This is a genomic window from Micromonospora sp. WMMB482, from assembly GCF_019038635.1.
GTDB classification, from domain to species: domain Bacteria; phylum Actinomycetota; class Actinomycetes; order Mycobacteriales; family Micromonosporaceae; genus Micromonospora; species Micromonospora marina.
On sequence record NZ_JAHOPD010000020.1, the window covers coordinates 4,110,894 to 4,132,606 of the forward strand.

Genomic DNA, 21,713 nt, shown 5'->3' on the forward strand with positions numbered 1-21,713 from the left:
GCTCAGTGCCCCCCTTCCGGCGGCGCCGCCGCCACCGACGTGACCGGGCCGTTGATGTCGTCGGTCACCAGCATGTAGACCTGGTCGCCCTCCTGGATCATCGTGGAGGCGGTGGGCAGCGTGCCGATCCCGAACCGGTTCAGATAGGCCACCCGCGCGCCGACGGTCTGCTCCAGCTGCTTGAGCGGCCGGCCGATCCAGTCCTTGTGCACCGGCACCTCGATGATCGAGATGGTGCTCGTCGGGTCACGGAAGATCTCCACGTTGCCCTCGGGGACCAGGTGACGCAGCATCCGGTCGGCGGTCCACCGGACGGTCGCCACGGTGGGGATGCCGAGCCGCTCGTAGACCTGGGCGCGGCGCTGGTCGTAGATGCGGGCCGCGACCCGGGACACGCCGAACGTCTCCCGGGCCAGCCGGGCCGAGATGATGTTGGAGTTGTCGCCGCTGGACACCGCCGCGAACGCGTCGGCCCGCTCGATGCCCGCCTGACGCAGCACCTCGCCGTCGAAACCCGCGCCGGTGACGGTGATGCCGGCGAAGTCGGGCCCGAGACGGCGGAACGCGTCCGCGTCCTGGTCGATCACCGCCACCGAGTGTCCCCGCGACTCCAGGCTGTGTGCCAGGGTCGACCCGACCCGGCCACAGCCCATGATCACCACATGCACGGTGTCCGCTCCTCCCACGGCGCCGCCAGCCGACCCGTCGTCTGCGAGCCTGCCACGTCCCGCTAGGGGACGGGGGACCGAACCGTACCGCGTGGCCGCACGCGGGGGAGATCGACCACCCCCGCGCCGTGGACGCGGTGGTCGTACGCTTGGCGGTTGTGGCCCGACCCACCTCGCTGCTGAAGCGACTCCTCCTCGGTCGACCGTTCCGGTCCGACCGCCTGCAGCACACGCTGCTGCCGAAGCGCATCGCGCTGCCGGTCTTCGCCTCCGACGCGCTCTCCAGCGTGGCGTACGCGCCGGACGAGATCCTCCTGACGCTGTCCATCGCCGGCGCCTCGGCGTACTTCTTCTCGCCGTGGGTCGCGCTCGCGGTCGTCGTGGTCATGCTGACCGTGGTGGCGAGCTACCGGCAGAACGTGCACGCCTACCCCTCCGGCGGCGGCGACTACGAGGTGGCCACGGTCAACCTCGGTCCCAAGGCCGGCCTCGCGGTGGCCAGCGCGCTGCTCGTCGACTACGTGCTCACCGTCGCCGTCTCGGTCTCCTCCGGCGTGGCGAACCTCGGCTCGGTGGTGCCGTTCGTGGCCACCCACAAGGTGCTCATCGCGGTCACCGCGGTCGTGCTGCTCACCGCGATCAACCTGCGCGGCCTGCGCGAGTCGGGCAACGCCTTCGCCATCCCCACGTACGGCTTCGTGATCGTGATCGGCGGCATGCTGCTGACCGGGCTGGTCCGCATCTTCGTGCTCGGCGACGACCTGCGCGCGCCGAGCGCCGGCCTGGAGATCCAGGCCGAGCACAGCGTCACCGGATTCGCGCTGGTGTTCCTGCTGCTGCGCACGTTCTCCTCCGGCTGCGCCGCACTCACCGGCGTCGAGGCGATCTCCAACGGCGTACCGGCGTTCAGGAGCCCGAAGTCGAAGAACGCCGCGACCACGCTGCTGCTGCTCGGAAGCATCGCGGTGGCCATGCTCGTCGGCATCATCTGGCTGGCCCGCCTCACCGGTCTGCAGTTCGTCGAGGATCCGAGCGCGCAGATCGTCTCCGGCCCGGACGGGTACGTGCAGAAGACGGTCACCACCCAGCTCGGCGAGACCGTGTTCGGCAGCGGCTCGGTGCTGCTCTACGTGGTCGCCGGGATGACCGCGCTGATCCTGTTCCTCGCCGCCAACACCGCCTTCAACGGCTTCCCGGTGCTCGGCTCGATCCTCGCCCAGGACCGCTACCTGCCCCGCCAGCTGCACACCCGCGGCGACCGGCTGGCGTTCTCCAACGGCATCCTCTTCCTGGCCGTCTTCGCGGTGGTGCTGATCGTCGGCTTCCAGGCCGAGGTGACCAAGCTGATCCAGCTCTACATCGTCGGGGTGTTCGTCTCGTTCACGCTCTCCCAGGCCGGCATGATCCGGCACTGGAACCGGCACCTGCGCAACGAGCGCGATCCGGAGGCGCGCCGCCGGATGATCCGCTCCCGGGCGATCAACACCTTCGGGATGGCCATGACCGGCGTGGTGCTGATCATCGTGCTGGCCACGAAGTTCCTGCTCGGCGCCTGGATCGCGATCGTCGCGATGGCAGTGATGTACGTGGTGATGCTCGGCATCCGCCGCCACTACGACCGGGTCGCCGAGGAACTGGAGCCGACCGAGCAGCGGGGCGTGCTGCCCGCCCGCAACCACGCCATCGTGCTGGTGAGCAAGCTGCACAAGCCGACCCTCCGGGCCGTCGCGTACGCCCGCGCCACCCGCCCGGACACGCTCACCGCCGTCACCGTGAACGTGGACGAGCAGGACACCCGCGACCTCCAGGCCGACTGGGAGCGCCGTGAGCTGCCGGTGCCGCTGACCGTGATCGACTCCCCGTACCGGGAGATCACCCGCCCGATCCTCAACTTCGTCGCGTCGGTGCGCCGGGAGTCGCCGCGCGACGTGGTCACCGTCTTCATTCCGGAGTACGTGGTGGGGCGCTGGTGGGAGAACCTGCTGCACAACCAGAGCGCGCTGCGGCTCAAGGGGCGGCTGCTGTTCGAGCCGGGCGTGATGGTGACCAGCGTGCCCTGGCAGCTCGCCTCGACCGCCAGCAAGAACCTGGACCGGCTGGACGCCACGCTGAGCCGGGGCCCGGCGCGCGGCCCCCGGGTGGCGCCGCAGAGCACGCTGCCGCCGCCGGTGGCGTCCACGCCGTCCCCCGAGCGGGAGGAGCGGTCGTGAGCGGCGTCGAGCGTCCCGGCCCTGCGTCGTCCGGTTCTGTGTCGGCGGCGCAGCGGCCGGGGCTGGAGGAGGCCGAACGGGTCGAGCTGACCGTCGACGCGGTCGCGCCGGGCGGGCACTGCGTGGCCCGGGTCGGCGGGCAGGTGGTCTTCGTCCGGCACGCGCTGCCCGGCGAGCGGGTGGTGGCCGAGGTCACCGAGCTGCACCGGGGCTTCGCCCGCGCCGACGCGGTGGAGATCCTCGACGCCTCGCCGGACCGCGTCACCGCGCCGTGCCCGTACGCCCGGCCGGGCCGGTGCGGCGGCTGCGACCTCCAGCACGTCGCCCCGGCCGCCCAGCTCGACTGGAAGCTGGCAGTGGTGCGCGAGCAGCTCACCCGGCTGGGCGGCCTCACCGCGGAGCAGGTGGACGCGCTCGGCGTACGCGTCGAGGCGCTGCCCGGCGGGCCGCTGGGCTGGCGTTCCCGGGTCCGCTACGCGGTCGACGCGGCCGGCCGGGCCGGGCTGCTCAAGCACCGCTCGCACGAGGTGGTGCCGATCGACGAGTGCCTGATCGCGCACCCGGCGATCCAGGAGCTGCCGGTGCTCCCGCCCACCGGCGCCCGCTGGCCGGACGCCGACGCGGTGGAGACGGTCGCCAGCACCGGCGGGGACGTCGCCGTGGTCGCGTACGCGCAAGGGGTTCCGGCGGCGGTGAGCGGGCCGGAGCGGGTCCGGGAGACGGCGGCCGGGCGGTCCTTCACGGTGCCCGCCTCCGGGTTCTGGCAGGTGCACCCGGCCGCGGCGGACGCCCTGACCGGCGCGGTCCTCGACCTGCTCGACCCGCGGCCCGGCGAGACGGCCTGGGACCTGTACGGCGGGGCCGGGCTGTTCGCCGCCGCGCTCGCCGAACGGGCCGGCGGCGCCCGGGTGACGCTCGTCGAGTCGGCGCCGGACGGCGTGGCAGCGGCCCGGGAGAACCTGGCCGGCCTGCCCGCCGTCGAGGTGGTCGCCGCGCGGGTGGAGGCGGCGCTGTCCCGGCGCCGGATCACCGGACCGGTCGACCTGGTGGTGCTCGACCCGCCGCGCTCCGGCGCGGGCGCGCCGGTGGTCCGCGGTGTGGTGGCCGCCCGGCCGCGCGCGGTCGCCTACGTGGCCTGCGACCCGGCCGCCTTCGCCCGGGACGTGCGCACGTTCGCCGAGGTGGGGTGGCGGCTGGCCGCGCTGCGCGGCTTCGACCTGTTCCCGATGACCCAGCACGTGGAGCTGGTGGGCCTGTTCCTGCCCCCGCAGCGTTGATCTTGTCCCGGGCTCCGCGCGTTGATCGCGTTAACAAGGGGCCCTTTCACTACCGGATCCGTTAAGAAGGGGCCCTTCCTTGCGCATCGTCGGGCTGATGTCGGGCACGTCGTACGACGGCGTGGACGTGGTGGCGGCCGAGTTCACCGCCGACGGCGGCACGCTGCGGCTGCGGCCGCTCGGGCACCGGGAGCTGGCGTACCCGGACGACCTGCGGGCCGAGATCGCCGCGCTGCTGCCCCCGGCGGCCACCACGATCGAGGCGGTCTGCCGGCTGGACAACCGGCTCGGTGAGGTATTCGCGGAAGCGGCGGCGGCCGGTGTCGAGCTGGCCGGGGGCACCGCCGACGCGGTCGTGTCGCCCGGTCAGACGGTCTTCCACTGGGTCGAGGACGGCCGGGTGCGGGGCACGCTCCAACTCGGCGCGCCGGCCCGGGTGGCCGCCCGGGTGGGCGTACCGGTGCTGCACGACCTGCGCTCGGCGGACGTGGCCGCCGGTGGCCAGGGCGCGCCGCTGGTCCCGGCGTTCGACGCGCTGCTGCTCGACCCGGCCGCCGGGGCTGCACCCCGCGCCGCGTTGAACCTCGGCGGGATCGCGAACCTCACAGTGGTCGCGCCCGGCGCGCCCGTCCTCGGGTACGACGTGGGCCCCGCGAACGCGCTGCTGGACGCCGCCGCCCGGCGCCTCCTGGACCGGCCCTGCGACGTCGACGGCGCCCGCGCCGCGGCCGGCCGGGTGCACGCGGCGCTGCTGACCCGGCTGCTCGCCGAGCCGTACTACGCCGCGCCGCCGCCCAAGTCGACCGGCAAGGAACTGTTCCACGGCGGCTACCTGGACGCCGCGCTGACCGCGCTCGGCGAGCCGGTGGAAGCCGACGACGTGCTGGCCACGCTCACCGAGCTGACCGCCCGCACCGTGGCCGACGCCTGCGACCGGCACCGGGTCACCGAGGTGGTGGCCGCCGGCGGGGGAGTGCGTAATCCCACACTCCGGGCGCGGCTGGCGGCGCTGGGGGAGGGGCGCTGGCGGCTGCGCACCACCGACGAGCTGGGCGTACCGGCCCAGGCCAAGGAGGCGTACGCGTTCGCGCTGCTGGGCTGGCTGTCCTGGCACGGGCTACCGGGCGCGGTGCCGTCGGTGACCGGGGCGTCCCGGGCCGCCGTGCTCGGCTCCTGGACCCCGTCCGGCCCGTCCGTCGCCGCGCCGCGCCCACCCGCGCCCCGGCGGCTGGTGGTGGACGCCTGACCTGGGTCGATGCACGGCCGGGCTGCGGACTGTTCCGCGGCCGATAGACTCTCGGGTCATGAGTGTTGAAGAGGGCACGGTCAACCACGGTCGGCTGCTGGGCACCGTCCGCGGCCCGCAGGACGTGAAGCGGATGACCGCCGAGCAGCTGGACATCCTCGCCGCCGAGATCCGTGACTTCCTGATCGCCAAGGTCTCCCGCACCGGCGGCCACGTCGGCCCCAACCTCGGTGTGGTCGAGCTGACCCTGGCGATGCACCGGGTCTTCGACTCCCCGCGTGACCGGCTCCTCTTCGACACCGGCCACCAGGCGTACGTGCACAAGATCCTCACCGGCCGGCAGGAGGGCTTCGACAAGCTCCGCCAGCGCGGCGGCCTCTCCGGCTACCCCAGCCAGGCGGAGAGCGAGCACGACCTGATCGAGAACTCGCACGCCTCCACCGCCCTGTCGTACGCCGACGGGCTCGCCAAGGCGTACGCGCTGCGCGGCGAGAAGCGCTCGGTGGTCGCCGTGGTCGGCGACGGCGCGCTCACCGGCGGCATGTGCTGGGAGGCGCTCAACAACATCGCCACCGCCGGCAACCCGCTGGTGATCGTGGTCAACGACAACGGCCGGTCCTACTCGCCGACCATCGGCGGCCTCGCCGACCACCTGTCGTCGCTGCGGCTCAACCCGGGCTACGAGAAGGTGCTCGACACGGTCAAGGACGCGCTGGGCAACACCCCGTTCGTCGGCAAGCCGATGTACGAGGTGCTGCACGCGGTCAAGAAGGGCATCAAGGACGCGGTCGCCCCGCAGGCGATGTTCGAGGACCTCGGCATCAAGTACGTCGGCCCGGTCGACGGCCACGACGTGCCGGCGGTCGAGGCGGCGCTGCGCGCCGCGAAGAACTTCGGCGGCCCGGTGATCGTGCACGCGGTCACCCGTAAGGGCTACGGCTACCGTCCCGCCGAGGACGACGAGGCCGACTGCCTGCACGGCCCCGGCGCGTTCGACGCCGAGACCGGCAAGCTGCTCGCCGTCCCGTCGGTGAAGTGGACGAACGTCTTCGCCGACGAGCTGGTCGCGATCGCCGACGAGCGGCCCGACGTGGTCGGCATCACCGCCGCCATGGCCGAGCCCACCGGCATCGCCACGCTGGCCCGCAAGTACCCGGAGCGGGTCTACGACGTGGGCATCGCCGAGCAGCACGCGGCCACCTCCGCCGCCGGCCTGGCGATGGGCGGGCTGCACCCGGTGGTCGCGGTCTACGCCACGTTCCTCAACCGCGCGTTCGACCAGGTCCTGCTGGACGTGGCGATGCACAAGCTGCCGGTCACGTTCGTGCTGGACCGGGCCGGCATCACCGGCCCGGACGGGCCCAGCCACTACGGCATCTGGGACATGTCGGTCTTCGGCGTCGTGCCCGGCCTGCGGATCGCCGCACCCCGCGACTCGGCCACGCTGCGCGAGGAACTGCGCGAGGCGGTCGCCGTGGACGACGGCCCGACCATTTTGCGCTTCCCGACCGGCACCGTCGCCGCCGACCTGCCGGCCGTACGCCGGGTCGGCCCGGTCGACGTGCTGGCCGAGTCCGCGCGTACCGACGTGCTGCTGGTTGCGGTCGGCTCGTTCGCCGGCCTCGGCGTCGAGGTCGCCTCCCGGGTCGCCGAGCAGGGGTACGGCGTGACTGTGGTCGACCCGCGCTGGGTGCGCCCGGTGCCGGCCGAACTGATCGAGCTGGCGTCCGCGCACCGGCTCGTGGTCACCGTCGAGGACGGCGTGCGCATCGGCGGCGTCGGTTCCGCGCTGGCTCAGGCGATGCGCGACGCGGACGTCCGCGTACCGGTCAAAGACATGGGCGTCCCGGCGGACTGGCACCCGCACGGCACCCGCGCGCAGATCCTGGCCGACCTGCGGCTGACCGCGCAGGACGTGGCGCGCGACGTCACCGGCTGGATCTCCGGCCTGGACGCCGCCCCGGTCGACCCGGCCACGAACGGAGCCCGGGCCCAGAGCTGACCCGCCCCGCCCGCTGGCCCCCTGCGTTGATCTTGCACTTGCGGCCCTCCTGATGTCGGCTTCGCCCGACCAGGGAGGGCCGCAACCGCAAGATCGCCGGATCTCTGATGTCGAGGGAGGGCTTGTGGAGGTACGCGAGGCGGGGCTCGGGGATCTCTCGGGGATCGTCGGGTTGCACAGCCGGGCGCGGGTGGCCTACTACGGGGCCGGTGGGCTGCCGGCCGGGGAGATCCTCACCCCGGAGCTGGCCGGGGAGCAGCGGGACGGCTGGACGGCGGCGATCACGTCGGCGCACAAGCAGGTGCGATGCGCCATCGTGGACGGCGCCCTGGCCGGCGTACTGGCCATGGGGCCGCCGCACTCGTCCGAGCTGGATCCGCGGACGACGGCGCAGCTCTACCAGATCCACGTCGACCCGCAGATGTGGGGACGAGGCGTGGGGAGCGCGCTGCACGCGCTGTTCGTACGGCACCTTGAGGACGAAGGGCTGGCGCTGGGCGTGCTGGAGGTGTGGGAGCGCAACACCCGGGCCCGCGCGTTCTACACCCGCCACGGTTGGCGCCCCGACGGCACCTCCCGCCCCGGCCCAGCCCAGACCCCCTACCTGGGCATGCAGCTGTTCCACCCGTAGCCCGCCCAGCCCAGCCCAGCCCTCAGCCTCGCCCGGTCCGCCGGCTCTCGGCGTGGTTCGAGCCCGCACCCCGCCCCGCCCCGCCCCGCCCCGTCGATCTTGCACTTCCGGCCCCCAGATTGCCGGTTATGCCCTGTTGACTGGGGCCCCAACTGCAAGATCGCCGAGTCGCACCAGTCCTGGCCCCGCCCCGCCCTGTTGACCAAGGAGTTCGGGTGCGTGGAGGGTCTCCCGGATGACACAAACTCCTTGATCACCGGGCGGGGCGGGTGGTCATGAGGTTGGCGGTGCTGGGTGTTCGGTTTGTCGCCGTCAACTTCATGATCAACGGGGTGGCGACGGGCGGGGTGGGGTGTCAGGGGGTGGGGAGGGAGCGGTACCAGGTCTTCTCGGTGCCGGCCAGGCTGAACGTCTGCCTCCGGTCGGTGTCGTCGACCACCACCAGGCCGGGACGGTCGACCAGGCGGGTCGTGCCGGGCGGGGCGGAGAACGAGGCGTCCCGGGTACGCCAGGACAGCACCGCCAGCGGCCGGCCCGGCATCGGCAGGTGGTACGCCTGAAGCGTGGTGGACATGTCGGCGGGGGAGGCCACCGGGGCGCCGCCGTCGGCCGGCCGGTAGACCACAGCCGTCATCGTCCCGGCCGGCGTCTCCCAGCTGAGCTGCTCCAACTCGCCCGGCTCGCCGTCACCGAGGGCCACCGAGCCGAGTGAACGCGTCGCGATCTTCGCCATCGGCCAGGACTCCGGCGCGGAGCGGGGCGCCTCGCGGTCGCCGATACGGCGCGGCACGCTGCCGAACGGGCCCCGCTCACCGGCCAGCGCACAGGTGTCCAGTCCGGTCAGCGCGCGTTTGCCGGCACCCGTCTCGTCGCGTACCAGGGGGTAGCGGGGCGCTTCGGTCGCCGTACCCAGGTCGAGGACGCGGTCCGCGGCCCGGCCTCGCGGCAGCGACGGTGTGGGCCGCAGCGTCGCGGTCAGTTCGACGGCCCGGCAGTCCGGTACGGCGACCGGGTCGGTGACGCCGTCGGTGCCGCCGAGCACCTTGCCGTCGGGTCCGGTCAGCCGCTCGACGCGGGCCGAGGTGAGGTAGCGGCGGCCGTCGGGTTCCCGCACCGGCAGCACGTCGGAGTAGACCAGGTAACCGGGGTCGGTGTACTCGGTGGCGTGGACGACCCGCCAGCGCTGCCCGTCCCGGCCGAGTTGCAGCAGCCAGGAGGCGGCCTCGCCGGGCACGTCCGCGGCGACGAGCGCGAGCGCCGACCCGGCGACCTGACCGGAGAAGAGGATGCCGGAGGTGGGCACGTGCACCCGGTCGTCCACCGGGGAGCGCCAGTCGCGTACCGCAGTGGTGATCGCGGCGGTCGCCGCGGCGTCGCGGGCGAAGCTGCCGCGCGGCGGCCACACCGCGAGGGTGCCGTCGAGACTGTCGTAGCCGACCCGCAGGTCCGCCGGCTGCCGATCGGCGACCGGCCCGCAACCGACTGTGACCAGCAGCAGAGCTGCCAGCGCGGTGCCCGTCGTAGCGCCTCGGCGGGCTGAAAGCACCCTGATCCCCTCGCCGGTCGTCGGTCGGAAGCCCACATGGTACGAGACGACCGGTCGCCCGGCCGCGCCCGGCTCACCCTTTCGGCTGACCGGCCACTGCGGAACGTGATGCGCGATTCGGGTATCAATATCCGGCTCCGGTAGACTCCGCCGACTGTGACGCCTGCCGAGACCCGCGACGCCTCGACGCCGGACGCCGCCGCCCCGGCGGGCCACCGCGCCGTCACCCTGGACCCACCACCGGCCCCCGTCGCCGAGCCGGAACCGGCCACCACCACCGAGCCGGCCACGCCCGAGGCGCCGGACGCACGGCGCGCGCGCCGGTGGCGGTGGACCCGCCGCCGGATCGACCTCACCGTGTACGGCGGATTCCTGCTCGCCGCGATCTGGGTCACCAGCGGCATCTGGGCCGACCCGGCCGGGCGGGTGGCCGCGCTCTACAGCAGCGACCCGGCGCAGGTGCAGTTCTTCCTGGCCCACTCGGTACGGGTGGTGCTGCACGGCGAGTTCCCGTTCTTCACCGAGCAGTTCAACTACCCCGACGGCGTCAACCTGATGGCGAACACCGCCATCCTGGCGCTGGGCATCCCGATGGTGCCGGTGACCCTCCTGTTCGGACCGGCGGTCACCTTCGTCACGCTGGTCACGCTCGGCCTGGCCGGCACGGCCGCCGCCTGGTACCGGGTGCTGTCCCGGCACCTGGTCCGGCACCGCCCGGCCGCCGCCGTGGCGGCCTGGTTCTGCGGTTTCTCACCGGCCATGCTGTCGCACGCCAACTGGCACCCGAACATCATCAGCCAGTTCCTGCTGCCGTTCATCGTGTGGCGGGTGCTGGTGCTGACCCGGTCGGCCCGGCCGGTCCGCGACGGTGTGCTGCTGGCGCTGCTGGTCACCGCGCAGGCGTTCATCAACGAGGAGATCCTCCTCTTCACCGCGCTCGCGCTGGGCGTGTTCCTGATCGCCGTGGTGGTGCAGCAGCGCGAGCGGTGGACGACCGCCTGGCGGCCACTCGGCGCCGGACTGGCGGTCTGCGCGGCGCTGGCCGGGGCGCTGCTGGCGTACCCGCTGTGGGTGCAGTTCGCCGGCCCGATGGCGTACCACGGGCTCAGCGACGCGGTGCGCGACTACGGCAACGACATCGCCGCGTTCTTCGCGCCCGGCTCGCCCACGTTCGGCGGCAACGAACGCGCCAACGTCAACCTCGCGCCGAACTACTCGGAGGAGAACGCGTTCTTCGGCTGGAGCCTGTCGCTGCTGGTCGTGGGCATCGTGGTGTGGCTCCGGCGGGACGTGATCGTCCGCGCGCTCGCCGCCACCGGGCTGTTCTTCGCCGTGCTCTCCCTCGGCGAGCGGATCTCCTGGTGGGACCGCGAGATCGCCACCGGCCCGTGGGAGCTGCTGGTCCGGCTGCCGCTGCTCGACGCCGTGGTGCCGACCCGCTTCGGCCTGATCACCGGCGTGACGGTGGCGATCCTGCTCGCGTACGCGGTGCGGCGCGCCTGGGCGCTGCGCGGCGTGGACCGGCGCACCGCCCGCAAGCTCACCGCCGCGGGCCTGGTCCTCGCGCTGCTGCCGATCGCGCCGATGCCGTTGCGGGTCACGACGCGGGAGCCGGTGCCGGAGTTCATCACCGCCGACCGGTGGCGCAAGTACGTCGGGCCGGACCAGACGCTCGTCTCCGTGCCGGTGCCCGCGATGGGCAACACCGACCCGATGCGCTGGGCGGCCAGCACCAACCTCGACTTCAAGATCCCCGGTGGCTACTTCCTCGCGCCGCGCAACGGCGTCACCGGCGACCCCGGGCGCTTCGGCGGCCGGCCCAGCGGCATCGGCGAGATGTTGCAGGAGGTATCGTCCACCGGCCGTACGCCGAAGCTGGACGACCGCCAGCGCCGTCGCTACCTGGACGAGCTGCGGCACTGGAACGCGGCGGTGGTGGTGCTGCCGCGCGACGAGCAGAACGCCGAGCCGCTGCGCCGCACCGTGGAGCAGCTGGTCGGCCCCGGACGGCAGGAGCTGGACGTGTGGCTGTGGGACGTGCGGAAACTGACCGACCGGTCCGCCTGACCGAACCGGCGGTCCCCGCCCCCGCGCCCCGCCGCCGCCGGCCCCGCCCGGTCGACGTGCTGGTGGTGGCCGGCTACCTCGGTCTCGCCGTGCTGCTCACCACCGGCCAGTGGCGCCGGCCGGAACGGCTGTTCCACCAGGCCGGCGACCAGATGCTGTTCGAGTGGATGCTGTCCCGTGCCGCCCGCGCGGTCACCGGCGGCGAGAACCCGTTGTGGAGCGGCGCGCTGAACGCCCCGGGCGGGGTGAACCTGATGGCGAACACGTCGGTGCTCGGGCTGGGCGTGCCGCTCACCCCGGTCACCGTCGTCTTCGGCTCCCAGGCGGCCTTCCTCGTCGCCGTGACGCTCAGCCTGGCCGGCACCGCCACCGCCTGGTACGCGCTGCTCGCCCGCCGGCTGGTCCGGTCCCGGGCCGCCGCCGCGGTAGGCGGCCTGTTCTGCGGCTTCGCCCCGGGCATGGTGGCGCAGGCCGGGGCGCACCTGCACATGGCCGCCCAGTTCCTGGTGCCGGTGATCCTCGCGCTGGTGTTCCGCCCCGCCACCGACCGGGTCCGGCGCGACGGTGTGCTGCTCGGGCTCGCCGTCGCGTACCAGGTGTTCCTCGGCGAGGAGGTGCTGGTCTTCCTGGCGCTGGCCGCCGGGGTGCTGGCCGGGGCGTACGCGCTCGCCGACCGGGCCGCCGCCCGCCGCCTGGCACCAGTGGTGGCCCGCCGGCTGGGCATCGGCGCGCTGGTGGCGGGCGTGCTGCTGGCGTACCCGCTGTGGTTCCAGTTCGCCGGGCCGGGCCACTACCGGGGGATGCCGTTCCACACCGAGGGCTACCGGCTGGACGTGGTCTCGTTCGCCACCACCGCCCGGCAGAGCGTCGCCGGGGACGCCCGCCGGGCCGGGCTGCTGTCGCCGAACCCGACCGAGCAGAACTCGTTCTTCGGCCCGTTCCTACCGCTGCTGGCCGTACTCGTGGTGGTGCGGCTGTGGCGGCGGCCGCTGGTCCGCGCGCTCGCCGCGTGCGGCGTCCTGTTCGCGCTGCTGTCGCTCGGTTCCCCGGTGGTGGTGAACCGGCACGACACCGGGCTGCCCGGCCCGTACCGCCTGCTCGCCGGCATGCCGCTGCTGGACCTGGTGGTGCCGGCGCGGTTCGCGCTGGTCTGCGTACCGGTGCTCGGGGTGCTGCTCGCGCTCGCAGTGGACCGGGTCCGGCGCGGCGCCGTGCGCACCTGGGCACCGTGGGCCGGCGCGCTCGCCGCCGCCCTGCTGCCGCTGGCGCCGACGCCGATCCGCACGGTGCCGGTCACGCCGGTCCCGGCCGTGGTGTCCGGCGGCGGCTGGCGGGAGTACGTGCCGGCGGGCCGGACGCTGGTGCCGGTGCCGCCGGTGACCGGGGCGGCGGTCAGCCCTGCCATGTTCTGGTCGGCGCGCACCGCGCTGGCGTTCGACGCACCGGGCGGCTACTTCATCGGCCCGCGGTCGGCCGGCGACCCGGCCGCCCGCTGGGGCGCGCCGGACCGGCCCACGTCGCTGCTGCTGCGCCGGGCCGCCGAGACCGGCCGGGTGCCGCCGGTCGGTGCGACGGAACGCCGGCAGGCGGTCGACGACCTGCGGCACTGGCGGGCGGCGGCACTGGTGCAGGCCGACTCGTCACCCGGCGACCCGGTGCGCGCCACAGTGGACGCGCTGGTCGGCCCCGGCCGGGACGTGCCCGGCGGGTACCTGTGGGACGTCCGCCCGCTCGTCGGCTGACCGGCGGCGGTTGTCACACCCGGTCGCGGACGTCCCAGATCCACACGTCGTCCACCCGCTGCGGCGGGCCGAGCAGTGCGGCCATGAGATCGCGCAGCACCGCCTCGCGCGGGCCGGACCCGAGCACCACCACCGACGCCCGCCAGAAGCGCAGGTCGTCCACGGCCTGGCGGCGGTTCTCCTCGGTGATCTCCGGCACCTCGTTGGCGTCCATGGTGGAGTAGATGAGCGTGCTGGTGGGCCGGTTCGGGGCGCCGAACACGCCCTCGCCGCGCTCGTTCGGGCCGATGAAGTATCCGCCCGGGATCGGGAACTCGTGCCCGGTCAGCGCGCTCCAGCGCAGCGTGTGCAGCCCGTGCACGTTGCTGGGGATCGGCACCGGCACGAGCGTGCGGCCCTCCGGCACGTACGGCCGCCAGCCGCCGGCGGTGATGAAGTGCGGCGGCGGGTCGATCCGCTCGGCCGGCAGCGGACGCGGGATCAGCGGCACCAGGGCGGCGGCGATCGCGACGAACCCGGCCAGGCGCAGCACCCGGCGGCGCGTGCCGCGCGCGGCCGTCCCGCCGTCGGCGTCGTCCGCGCCGTCGCCGTCGCCGTCGCCGGAGCGGGGGGCGGGCACGGGCGGGCGGCCGGCCCCGGCCAGCCTGTCCCACGCCAGGGCGAGCAGCACACCGACGGCGGCCACCACGACCAGGCTCAACCGGGTCGGCATCATCATCTCGACCAGCGGCAGGTCGTCCGGCACGTACGCCCACGGCCCGTCGATGTCGGTCTCCGCGCCGTTGAACCGGACCACCGGGCCGATCGAGGCGATCGTGAACACCACCACCAGCACGGCCAGGATCCGGGCCGGCACCGAGCGGCGGACCAGCAGTACCAGCGCGGCCAGCGCCACCAGCACCAGCGGCCAGCCGAACCAGGTGTTCTGCTCGGTCAGGCCGATGGTCTTCTCCACCGCCTCGTCCCCGGCGATCGTGTCCCGGGCGAACGTGACGAAGGCAACCAGGTCCTCGCCCCAGTTGTGGAAGACGCCACCCTGCAACCCCCGGTAGGACTGCGGGCCGTTGAACTGGAACCAGATCGGGTACGCGGTCAGCAGCAGCGCCAGGCCGCCGCCGAGACCGAGCGCGGCCACGAACGACCCGGCCCGCTCGCGGGCCGCGCGGGGCCGCTGCACCGCGTACGCCACCACGACGACCAGGCAGGCCAGCGCGGTGAGCAGCAGCATCTCCTCGTTGATGAAGATCTGGTACGCGACCAGCAACCCGAGCGCCAGCCCGTTGCGCCGCCAGCGGCCCGGCTCGCCCAGCCGCAGCACCCGGGCCACGATCAGCGGCAGCAGGAAGTTCGACACGAAGTTGGGCTGTCCGTTGGCGTGGTGCACGATGCCCGGCGCGAAACCGAGGAACGCGCCGCCGACGAACGCGGCACCCCGGGACCGGACCAGGTGCCGGGACAGCACCCAGTACGACGTGGCGGCCGTCGCGGACAGCGCGGCGCCCAGGTAGAGCGCGTACATCACCTGCGGCCCGAGCAGCAGCGTCAGCGGCGCCAGCGGCAGCGTCACCCCGAGCAGCGAGGTGTTCGCCATCATGTTCACCCCGTCCGGCGCGTTCTGCCGGCTGGTGAACAGCGGGTTCTCCAGGTGCTGCACCGAGTACGCGCCATGGGCGAACAGCCACTCGAACCAGCTGTGGTCGGTGGGCAGGTGCGAGGAGACCCGGTGCTCGACGTCGCCCCAGTAGTTGAGGCAGACGAGAACGCCGAGCAGCACATAGGCTCCGATGGCCAGCAGATCGGCGCGGGCCGGCCGGCGACGGGCGCGGCGTGGCGGGTCGGCCACGACGGGGTTCGCCTCGACGGACGAGGGGTTCAACGAGGGGTCCACCACGGGCACGGCCACGACGCGCCATCGTACAGGCGGTTCGTCACGCGGCCGGTCACGGCCGGGCGGCGGCCCGGCGCGCGGGAGAGGATGATCGTGACCGTCATCGACCTGGGGGAGCTGCGCGACGACGCCCCGCCCGGTCCGGCGCCACGCCCCCCGCGCGCCGTCGGACGGCCGTTCCGCCTCCTGGTGGTGCTGCTGGTGGCGTTGCTCACGCTCACCTCCGCGGCACCACCGCGAGGCCCGGTCGAGTGGACGCTGCCCGGCAGGCTGGGATCGGCCAAGTTCGTCTCCGGCGACGTGGTGTACGTGGTGCGGCCGGACCGCGGAGGCGCTGGTGCGAGGCGGGAACTCGTCGCGTACCGGGGCGGCCGGGAGCGCTGGCGCAGCCAGCTGCCCGGCGCCGGTACCGCCGTGTCGGTCTGGGGACAGGACGGCCGGGTGATCGTGGCCGTCCGCAGCGGCGACAACACGGACTGGCAGACGGTGACGTACGACGCGGCCACCGGCGCGGACGTCTGGCGCCGGGGCGGAATCGCGTTCGCGGTGGGCCGGGTGCTGCTGATGCAGTCGGCCACATCCGACACGTCGACGTCGATCATGGGGGTGGACCCGGCCGACGGCCGTACGTTGTGGACGGCTCCCATGACGGGCGCGCTGGGTTTCGACGTCGAGCCGACCGGGCCGGCACGGATGGTGTTGTCCCCGGCGACCGGGGAGACGGTGGTCGTGGACGCCCGCACCGGTGCGCGGCTCGTGGCCCGGGATCTTTACCCGGTACGACGGCCCGGCCCGCGCCGGTTGCAGACCGCCCTGGGGCTGCTGCTGGAGTTCCGTGACGACGGCGCGGTCATCGAGGCGTACGACCTGGACACGCTCCGGCCGCGCTGGACCGTCGCGCGGAAGCTCGTCCGCTACGTCGAGAGTTGCGGCGCCCTGCTCTGCGCCGTCGGGCCGGCCGGCGGGATGACCGCGCTCGACCCGGCGAGCGGCGCCGTGCGCTGGAGCGTGGACCGGTGGGCGGGCGTGGTGGCGGAGCGTGACGGCCGGCTGCTCGTCGGCGTCCCCGACACCGACATCGACGACGGCCTGGCGGTGCTCGACCAGGACGACGGGCGGCTGATCGCCGACCTGGGCGGCTGGACGCTGGTCCCGCAGCACGAGTCGGGCGGCCCGCTGCTGGCGACACGGCCGCTGGCCGGCGGCCGCCGGCTCCTGGCCGAGGTGGGCCTGTCCGGCGGTCCACCCTCGATCCGGGGCACGCTCACCGGCACCGACTGCACCGCAGGCGTGACGCTGCTGGTCTGCCGCCGGCCCGGCGGCGACTACATGGTGCGGCGGCTGCCGTGAGCCCGGCGATCGAACTGGGGGAGATGCGGCACGGCGAGTCCGCCGACGAGCCGGCCGCCGCGCCGCCCCGTCGGCCGCCGGGCCCCACGGCGCGAGTCGCGCTGCTCGGCTTCCTGGTGGTGCTCGTGGTCACCGCCGCCGCCGCGCCGCCGCGACGGCCCGAGCCGATCCGGGTGCCCGCCCCGCAGGGCGCGGCGTTCGTGGTCCTGCCGGACCGGGTGGTGGTGGCCGACGGCCCGGGCGCGATCGGCCGGGGCGGGCGGGTGATCGCCGCGCACCGGCTGCCCGGCGGGGAACCGGTGTGGCGGTTCGCGCTTACCGCGGGCGACCACGTACTCGGGCTCATCGCAGTGGGCGGAGGGCTGCTGGTGACGAGCAGCCCGGCCGGGGACGGCGACTCGGTGTCGGCCATGCTCGACCCGGCGACCGGCGCGCTGCGCTGGCGGCATCCCGGCTACCCGGTCCGGACCGCGTCCGGCGGGTTGCTGTTGGAGAACCCCCGCCCGCCCGGCGCGGGCACCGTGCGCGCGGTGGACCCGGCCTCCGGCGCGGTGCGGTGGACGCTGCCCGTGCCGGGGCAGGAGGTGGGATACCGCCACGACGCCCACGGGGTCACGCAGCTGGTGCTGGTCACCCCGCAGGGCCGGGTGACCGTGTACGACGCCGACTCCGGCGCGGTCGCGCACACCGGCCGGGTGGCGCCCGCGGCCGACCGCGCCGCCTACCGGTACGCGCAGGTGGTGGCCGATCTCCTGCTGGTCGAGGACGCCCGGGGCACCGTCACCGGGTACGGGCTGGACCGGCTCGACGAGCGGTGGAGCCTGCCTGTCGGCTCCCGCGCCGGGCTCTGGTTCGCCGACTGCGCCGGGATGGTGTGCCTGCGCGACCAGGTGGGCGGCGCGCAGGCCCTCGACCCGGCCACCGGCCGTCCGGCCTGGTCGGACGAGCGGTGGCTGGGGATGGGTCCGGTCGGTGACCGGCTGATCGCCGCCGAGCGCGGGGTCGGGGAGGAACTGGAACTGTCGGCACTGGACCCGCCGACCGGCCGCGTGCTGGCCCGGCTGGGGCGCTGGCGCGTCTCCGGCAACGACCTTCCGTCCGGGCCGCTGCTCGGGCTGCGCACGCTCACCGAGGACCGGACGCTCGTCGGCGCGCTGGACGTGGCGGCCGGACAGGTGCGGATCCGGGGGATCCTGCCCGGCGCCTGGTCCGAGTGCGCGGACACGGGTACGGAACTGGTGTGCCTGCGCCCCACCGGCGGCATGGCGATCTGGCCGGTCGGCCGCTGATCACCAGTTCGCCTGTGCCGGGGCCGGCGGCAGCGGCGTCGACTCGGGACGCAGCACGTACGCGATCCCGCCGCTGCCCGCCTGCCAGGCGCTCTCGAACGGCCCGCGTGGAACGGTGCGGCGGACCCGCTCGTCGTCGGGCGCGTACGGGTCGTTCAGCACCGGGTCGCCCTCGGCGGTGAAGCCGGCCAGCACCATGAGGTGCCCCCGGGTGTCGTAGTCCAGGCCGGGCACCTGGCCGGCGGTGAACGCGGCCGAGACGATCAGCGGGATGCCGGCGGCCACGAACCGTTCCGCCTCGGCCAGCGAGCGCAGCCGGGTGACGAAGGCGTCCACCCCGTGCGTCGCCGCGTACGCCGTGTTGAACGGCCAGTTGCCCGGCCCGCCGTACGCGTGGTCGTAGCAGTGCCGGGCGGCGTGCACCACCTGCGGGCGCGGGCCGGGCGGTGCCACCCAGGCGTACCGGTCCGGCGTGGGTCCGGTGCCCCAGAAGTCGAGCACCATGGATACGCAGGTGGGGCTGCACCAGGAGTCGCCGCCGCCACCCCAGCGGGTCTCCCCGGTGGCGTGCAGCCGTTGCGCGTACCGCGGCACGTCCAGCACGCGCCCCCACGGGCGCGCATCTCCGGCGCCGGCGGCCCGCGTGTCACCGGCCTCCGCGCCGTCGGCCTTCGCGGTGCCGGTCTCCGCGGTGCGGGCGTTCGCGCCGAGGGTCTCCGCGCCGCGCGGCGGGTCGGTGGAAGCGACCACGCCCACGGTGCGCAGCGCCGGGCCGGCGGGCGCGTCGAGCTGGCGCAGCAGGGTCACCCGGACCTGCCAGCCGGTGGCCGTCGCGCCGGTCACCCGCAGCGTGTCGGCGGCGACCCGCGCCCGGTCGTCCTCCTGCCCGGGTACGGAGGCGCGGTGCACGGCGCTGTCGCCGGCGGCCCAGTGGCCCAGCTCGTACCAGCCGGTGGTGGCCGTGCCGTCGGCCCAGCCGCGCAGTTCGGCCCGCAGCCAGCAGCCGGGTGGGGTGTCGGCGGTCCAGGAGGGCACGAGTTCGGTGACGGCGAAGCCGACGGGCGTCACGGGGGAGGTCCAGGTACCGGCGACGTACTCGGCAGTGGTCCCGGAGTGCGGGTCGGTGTGCGTGACCCGACCGGCCGCGCCGTCGAGCGTCAGGCCGTCCGGTCCGGCGCGCAGCCCGTCCGCACGACCCTGGTCGCGGTCCGCCGGGAAGCGGAACCGGCGGTACGCGACGTCGCGGCCGCTCATCGGGAGCCCGCCCGGCGTGACCGTGACCTGTGCCTGCTGCGCCTGTCGATCATCGCCGCCGAGCATCGCGTACCCGAAGGTTTTCTGCAACGGTCGCCCGTGCCGCCGCGCAGAGCCGGCTCCCTGCCGCGCTGTCACCGACGGTAGCCACAGTGCGCGCGCGACATGGTCCCCTGCGTGCCCCTTTGCTCTGCAGCCGTCGACGCAGCGGTCACCCACGGCTACCGCTGCGCATGGGGCTGCAGAGCAAAGGGGGCGCGGAGGGATATCTCTACCGTCGGGGACCGATGCGGCATATCTGCTGGTCGAGCCGATATGACCTGCCGGCAGCCCCATTTGGTCGAGCGAACACCCGTCACGGTGCGTGACGCGCCGGTGAGCAGGCGGCAGAGTCACGGAGAGTCACAGCCCTGGGGCTCCGAGCCGGCGTGATGGTTCCCACGCACCAATGCGCGCTCTCGGCGGTGCGCTCGTCGGCGGCCGTCTCGGGGGCCGGCTCCTCCGGCGGCGGGTCTTGCCTGCCGCACTAGGTTGTCAGGGGTCACGAGGTGGGAGGCCGGGATGCGGGTACTGGTGGTCGAGGACGAGCGCAACCTCGCCGACGCGATCGCGCGCGGGCTGCGCAAGCGCGGGATGGCAGTCGACGTCGCCTACGACGGCGACGCCGGGCACGAGGCGGCGTTCGTCACCCGCTACGACGTGGTGATCCTGGACCGCGACCTGCCCGGCGTGCACGGCGACCGGATCTGCGCCGACCTGGCCGCCTCCGGCGCGCTGACCCGGGTGCTGATGCTCACCGCCAGCGGCACGGTCGCCGACCGGGTCGAGGGGTTGCAGCTCGGCGCCGACGACTACCTGGCCAAGCCGTTCGCGTTCGACGAGCTGGTGGCCCGGGTGCAGGCGCTCGGCCGCCGTGCCACCCCGGCCGCGCCGCCGGTGCTGGAAGTGGCCGATCTGGTGCTCGACCCGGCCCGCCGGGTGGTCAGCCGGGGCGGCGTGCCGCTCGACCTCACCAACAAGGAGTTCGGCGTGCTCGCCGAGCTGCTCAAGGCGCGCGGCGCGGTGGTGTCCAGCGAGGAGCTCCTGGAGCGGGTCTGGGACGCCAACACCGACCCGTTCACCACGATCGTGCGGGTCACCGTGATGACACTGCGCAAGAAGCTCGGAGACCCGCCGCTCATCGACACCGTGGTGGGCGCGGGCTACCGCATCGGCGGGGTACGGCAGTGAGCGCGCGCCGGGTACGGCCGACGCTGCGGCTGCGGCTGACCCTGCTCAACGGCGTACTGCTGGTCGGCGCCGGGGCGATCCTGGTGCTGCTGGCCTGGCTGCTGGTCCGCGACGCGTTGCGCCCCACCGACGAGCTGCTGCCCGGCACCACTGTGGTGCTCACCGACGGGCGCACGCTCGACGCCGGGCAGTGGCAGCGGCAGCTGGTGGACGCCGCGTCCCAGGAACTGCTGGTCAAGGGCCTGCTCGCGCTGGTGGCGATCAGCGTGGTCGGGGTGGCCGGGGCCTACCTGGTGGCCGGGCGGGCGCTGCGCCCGCTGCACCAGGTCACCGCCACCGCCCGCCGCCTCGGCGAAGCCACGCTCGACGAGCGGATCGGCTGGTCCGGCGCGGACGACGAGGTGGCCGAGCTGGCCGAGACGTTCGACGCCATGCTCGACCGGATCAGCGGCGCGTTCGAGGCGCAGAAACGGTTCGTCGCGAACGCCTCGCACGAGCTGCGGACACCGCTGGCGGTGATGCGTACCGAGATCGACGTGACACTCAGCGACGACGACGCCGACCTCGCCGAGTACCGGCGCATGGCCGGCGTGGTGCGCGACGCCTCCGAGCGCGCCAACGGCCTGGTCGACGCGCTGCTGGTGCTGGCCCGCAGCGAGGCGCAGACCGGCCGGCGGCTCGGCCGCCGTGCCGAGTCGGACCTCGCCATCGGCACCGCGAACGCGCTGTCAGCGGTCTCCCGGGAGGTGGAGCGCATCGGCCTCAAGGTGCACACCTCGTTGCGCCCGGCGCCGGTGGTCGGCGACCCCGGGCTGCTCGACCGGCTCGCCGGCAACCTGGTGGAGAACGCGGTCCGCTACAACCACCTGCACGGCCGGATCTGGGTACGCACCGGCACCGACGGGGCACGGTCCTGGCTGGTGGTGGGGAACACCGGCTTCGAGGTCGCCCCGGCCGACGTACCCGGGCTGTTCGAGCCGTTCCGGCGCGGCGGTCAGGAACGCACCGGCGCGCGTGGCTCCGGTCTCGGCCTGTCGATCGTGCGGGCCGTCAGCGACGCGCACGGCGGCACGGTGAAGGCGGTCGCCCAGCCCGGCGGCGGCCTGGAGGTGACTGTGACGCTTCCGTCGGCCGACCCGGCGGCAGCCACCTGACCGCCGATCCGGCCCGGCCCGCCCGGCCGGTGAGGCGGACTCACCTTTTCGTGCGGACGGCCTCGGCTGTCCTGGCCGGGCCTGGCGGTGGTCGGCCCCCGGCGGCACGGTGGTCGGGCAGAATGCGCCGTCCACGCTGGACGCGGAGCCGGTGATCAA

15 protein-coding genes are annotated in these 21,713 nt (G+C 74.4%); 11 read left to right on the forward strand and 4 right to left on the reverse strand.

From position 1 onward, the window contains the following. Nucleotides 1-2: 2 nt before the first annotated feature. Nucleotides 3-668, reverse strand: coding sequence for a TrkA family potassium uptake protein (locus KSK32_RS20585; RefSeq protein WP_216932667.1), 666 nt, complete (start codon nucleotides 666-668; stop codon nucleotides 3-5). A gap of 158 nt (nucleotides 669-826) precedes the next feature. On the opposite strand from KSK32_RS20585, the gene KSK32_RS20590 reads away from it, so the two are divergent. The 5 genes from KSK32_RS20590 to KSK32_RS20610 all read left to right on the forward strand — a co-directional run bounded on the left by KSK32_RS20590 (nucleotide 827) and on the right by KSK32_RS20610 (nucleotide 8,034). Further along, nucleotides 827-2,878: an APC family permease gene (locus KSK32_RS20590; protein WP_216932668.1), complete on the forward strand. Its 2,052-nt coding sequence runs from the start codon at nucleotides 827-829 to the stop codon at nucleotides 2,876-2,878. 38 nt (nucleotides 2,879-2,916) lie between these two features. After that, nucleotides 2,917-4,155 carry a class I SAM-dependent RNA methyltransferase gene (locus tag KSK32_RS20595; protein WP_216936253.1) on the forward strand — a complete coding sequence of 413 codons (1,239 nt, stop codon included), beginning with the start codon at nucleotides 2,917-2,919 and terminating at the stop codon, nucleotides 4,153-4,155. Between the two features lie 79 nt (nucleotides 4,156-4,234). After that, complete coding sequence (locus KSK32_RS20600) at nucleotides 4,235-5,401, forward strand: anhydro-N-acetylmuramic acid kinase (RefSeq protein WP_216932669.1); 1,167 nt, start codon at nucleotides 4,235-4,237, stop codon at nucleotides 5,399-5,401. Between the two features lie 58 nt (nucleotides 5,402-5,459). Further along, entirely contained in the window at nucleotides 5,460-7,403 is a 1,944-nt protein-coding gene (gene dxs, locus KSK32_RS20605) for a 1-deoxy-D-xylulose-5-phosphate synthase (RefSeq protein ID WP_216932670.1), read from the forward strand. 124 nt (nucleotides 7,404-7,527) lie between these two features. Beyond that, the gene (locus KSK32_RS20610) at nucleotides 7,528-8,034 is read left to right on the forward strand and encodes a GNAT family N-acetyltransferase (protein WP_289256345.1); all 507 of its coding nucleotides are present in this window, start codon (nucleotides 7,528-7,530) and stop codon (nucleotides 8,032-8,034) included. Nucleotides 8,035-8,389: 355 nt separating this feature from the next. On the opposite strand, the gene KSK32_RS20615 is transcribed toward KSK32_RS20610, so the two are convergent. After that, entirely contained in the window at nucleotides 8,390-9,580 is a 1,191-nt protein-coding gene (locus KSK32_RS20615; RefSeq protein ID WP_216932671.1) for a hypothetical protein, read from the reverse strand. Nucleotides 9,581-9,736: 156 nt separating this feature from the next. Between KSK32_RS20615 and KSK32_RS20620 the strand changes: the two genes are divergently transcribed. After that, nucleotides 9,737-11,647, forward strand: a complete 1,911-nt coding sequence (locus tag KSK32_RS20620) for a hypothetical protein (protein ID WP_216932672.1) — start codon at nucleotides 9,737-9,739, stop codon at nucleotides 11,645-11,647. After that, entirely contained in the window at nucleotides 11,605-13,389 is a 1,785-nt protein-coding gene (locus KSK32_RS20625) for a hypothetical protein (RefSeq protein ID WP_216932673.1), read from the forward strand. The genes KSK32_RS20620 and KSK32_RS20625 overlap by 43 nt, the downstream gene beginning before the upstream one ends. A 13-nt stretch (nucleotides 13,390-13,402) precedes the next feature. On the opposite strand, the gene KSK32_RS20630 is transcribed toward KSK32_RS20625, so the two are convergent. Then, entirely contained in the window at nucleotides 13,403-15,277 is a 1,875-nt protein-coding gene (locus KSK32_RS20630) for a hypothetical protein (protein ID WP_374226754.1), read from the reverse strand. A 93-nt stretch (nucleotides 15,278-15,370) separates the two neighbouring features. On the opposite strand from KSK32_RS20630, the gene KSK32_RS20635 reads away from it, so the two are divergent. Together KSK32_RS20635 and KSK32_RS20640 are read left to right on the forward strand one after the other, a co-directional pair. Further along, complete coding sequence (locus tag KSK32_RS20635; protein WP_216932674.1) at nucleotides 15,371-16,627, forward strand: PQQ-binding-like beta-propeller repeat protein; 1,257 nt, start codon at nucleotides 15,371-15,373, stop codon at nucleotides 16,625-16,627. Beyond that, nucleotides 16,624-17,916 carry a PQQ-binding-like beta-propeller repeat protein gene (locus tag KSK32_RS20640; RefSeq protein WP_216932675.1) on the forward strand — a complete coding sequence of 431 codons (1,293 nt, stop codon included), beginning with the start codon at nucleotides 16,624-16,626 and terminating at the stop codon, nucleotides 17,914-17,916. The genes KSK32_RS20635 and KSK32_RS20640 overlap by 4 nt, the downstream gene beginning before the upstream one ends. Here KSK32_RS20640 and KSK32_RS20645 read toward each other — a convergent pair whose 3' ends face one another. Further along, nucleotides 17,917-19,260 carry a peptidase C39 family protein gene (locus tag KSK32_RS20645; RefSeq protein ID WP_254187132.1) on the reverse strand — a complete coding sequence of 448 codons (1,344 nt, stop codon included), beginning with the start codon at nucleotides 19,258-19,260 and terminating at the stop codon, nucleotides 17,917-17,919. Nucleotides 19,261-19,731: 471 nt separating this feature from the next. On the opposite strand from KSK32_RS20645, the gene KSK32_RS20650 reads away from it, so the two are divergent. Beyond that, a complete protein-coding gene (locus tag KSK32_RS20650) occupies nucleotides 19,732-20,400 on the forward strand; it encodes a response regulator transcription factor (protein WP_018788976.1) in 669 nt (222 codons plus the stop codon). After that, the gene (locus tag KSK32_RS20655; protein WP_216932676.1) at nucleotides 20,397-21,554 is read left to right on the forward strand and encodes a cell wall metabolism sensor histidine kinase WalK; all 1,158 of its coding nucleotides are present in this window, start codon (nucleotides 20,397-20,399) and stop codon (nucleotides 21,552-21,554) included. Before KSK32_RS20650 ends, KSK32_RS20655 begins: the two co-directional genes overlap by 4 nt. The last annotated feature ends 159 nt before the right edge of the window (nucleotides 21,555-21,713 follow it).